Below are 2,711 nucleotides of genomic sequence, written 5' to 3'. Positions count from 1 at the left end.
CCTAATTTTCCATGACTTAATGGTTTTATGAGTGCTAATGTTTATAGTTTTTATAACGATGCCTTTTGAGGTGATAAGTCTGCTGGTAAAGGTTATTTACCATTTGAAATATTTAGAGAACAAGAAAATGATAAAGTCGGTGCTATGATTGGTGCAAATGCTACTAGTTTAGGTTTTACAACTTTATTAACTGATAAATTTAAAGGGACTGTTTTAACTAATGATGGTAAACCAACCGAAGAATTAGTTTATTCAACTTATAATTTAAAACAATTAAATCCTAAAACTAACCGAGTTTATTTAATTAATGAAAAAAACCAAATCAGTNGATGCACAAACANCAGTTAGTNATAGTGAAAAAGATAATGATTGCGAATTTTTACAAACACCNGNTGGNACAAATTGTAGTTATATNATTGATATGTTTTCAATCCAANCNTTATATAAAGGTAATTTTGAAATTATCTTTTATGCTGATAACCCATATACAAATAATGAAGAAGATTATTTAAGATTATCAGTATGAAGTTTTAGAGGTAAAACAAAAAGTGTTTTAAATAATTATTTACGCGATATGACAACTAACTATAAAACTAGTTTCTTATTACCACATGATTATGAAATACCAACATTTAATTACCCACAATATGTCTTACCACCAGTGCCATATAACTATCAACCTTATACNAAAGATATTATGCCTTCTGATGTAGTTCAACCATTAAAAACTAAAATTATAGTACCAGCACAATGCAAACGAGCTTCTTCTGATACTCCTAATAGTTTTATTAATTTATTTTCTGATGAATTTAAGAATGCCTATTATGAAGTTGAAATTGATTTAAAACAAATTGATCCAACAATTCAAAGTATTAGTAAATTCCAAGATGCTTATAAAACAATAGAAATAAGTAATTTAGATAATTTACAGATTGAATGTGGACCGCCTGAAATAGAGAATTTTATTCCTAATAGAAATATTAATTTAAATGGTGGTCGTAATGCTTGTTATGCTGATTTTGGTTCATTAGCAAATATAACTTTAAAAGAAAGTGGTCGTTCACAAGTTGATAAAGTTAATTTTCCAAATACTTTTACAATAGATACAAAAGAAATAACTAATGATATTCAAACATTTGAACCTATTGCGTATACTAATGGATTACCAAGTCATAATGATTATGAAAATAGTTATATAACTGAAAAAGGTAAAAGTAGTGGAGATATTAAATTTTTACTTCAAATAACAAAATTATCTAATAATGATAAAGATGAAATTAAAGAAACATATTTACAAGTATATTATACAAATGATTTAAAATTAAAAATTAGATTTTCAAAATTAATATTTACTCAATTATCTCTGCGTAATAATAATTCCAATTTTCTATTTTTTTATTCTGGTAATTATAAAAATATTATATTGGATGTTTCTAATCCTAATGTATTAGGTATTAGAAATAAAAGTGATAACGCAGTAAAAATTACAATAAAACCAAGATAAAAAAAGATATATAAATCTCTTTTTTATTCTCCATTAATTTTTATATTACCTTTATCATCAACTATTAAATCAGGTTCTTGTGTATCTAAATTTCAACGATAAACTGATTTAAAATTATTATTATTTTTTCCTCAAATTAAAGTTGGTTCATTAATTGATTTAAAAATAATTAAATCAATATTAGTATCATTATGTGAATAATAGCGTAATTGAATTTTATATTCTTCTTTTTCCTGTAAAAGTTTATATCTATATTCATGTTTTGGAGGTATTATTTCTTCATCATTTTTAAACTTGGTAATATTTCAATTTTTACCTTTTCAGGCAATATAATAATATTTATTATCAACTGTATTAAATGCTTTTTCTTGTGGTGCTATTCATTTTAAATTGTCTTTAATTTCTTGGTTAACAGTATTTATTTGGTTTTCTTTTTTTAATTGTGCTAATTCTTCTGGTGTATATTCTTGTGGTGTATTACAAGCAACTAAACTTGTTGTACTTGTTCCTACTAATGTAATTGCACCAATAATACTTAATAATATTTTCATTTTTATTAACCTTCTCTCCATTTTTTATTTTTTGAAATTGCTGGTAAAAAAACATCAAATTCTTTTTGACCATTTGTTTTATTTTTTCCTAAAATTATTATTGTAATTTTTTTAGATATCGTTAAATCAATATATCGTGGTTGAAACTGATTAAAATAATCTTTAAAAGCAAGTATAAAATCATTTTCAGTTAATGAATCATCAATTGTTTTTACTGCTTCTAAAACTTTTTGTTTTAATGCAAAAACTAATTCATATTCTTTTACTTCGTTTGGATTATTAGCATTAATCTTAGTTGGCGAATTAATAGAATTAATAAATAAAATATTTTTATCAATTTTTCATTTTAGTTTTTGGTTTTCATCTTTTAGTTTTTGGTTTTCATCTTTTAGTTTTTGGTTTTCATCTTTATTATTAAAAGGTTTTTTATAATTACAAGATATTAAATTTATTGTTCCGGTTGAAACTAAACTTATTACACTTAAAATTCCTAATAATCTTTTCATTTTAATTAACCCCCTTTTCTAATATTTATTAATTTATTAAATTATATATATATATATATATATAATCAAGGGTAAATTAGATAATAAATGTGAAAACCATATACATTTTAGACCACTGATTTAGTCTTTAAATTAGAATGGAGATTAAAA

The 2,711-nt window shown here is 23.1% G+C and carries 2 protein-coding genes; both read right to left on the bottom strand.

What is annotated here, in order from left to right:
• Positions 1 to 1,527 precede the first annotated feature (1,527 nt).
• Entirely contained in the window at positions 1,528 to 2,055 is a 528-nt protein-coding gene (locus BST80_RS04905; protein WP_415746222.1) for a lipoprotein, read from the bottom strand.
• 5 nt (positions 2,056 to 2,060) lie between these two features.
• On the bottom strand, positions 2,061 to 2,561 hold the full coding sequence (locus BST80_RS04900; RefSeq protein WP_415746221.1) for a lipoprotein: 501 nt from the start codon (positions 2,559 to 2,561) through the stop codon (positions 2,061 to 2,063).
• Positions 2,562 to 2,711: the final 150 nt, after the last annotated feature.

This window comes from Spiroplasma sp. Moj, assembly GCF_016082285.1.
Taxonomy (GTDB): domain Bacteria; phylum Bacillota_I; class Bacilli_A; order Mycoplasmatales; family Mycoplasmataceae; genus Spiroplasma; species Spiroplasma phoeniceum.
The sequence above is the reverse complement of the archived record's forward strand: the minus strand, read 5'-3'. Positions and strand labels throughout refer to the sequence as shown.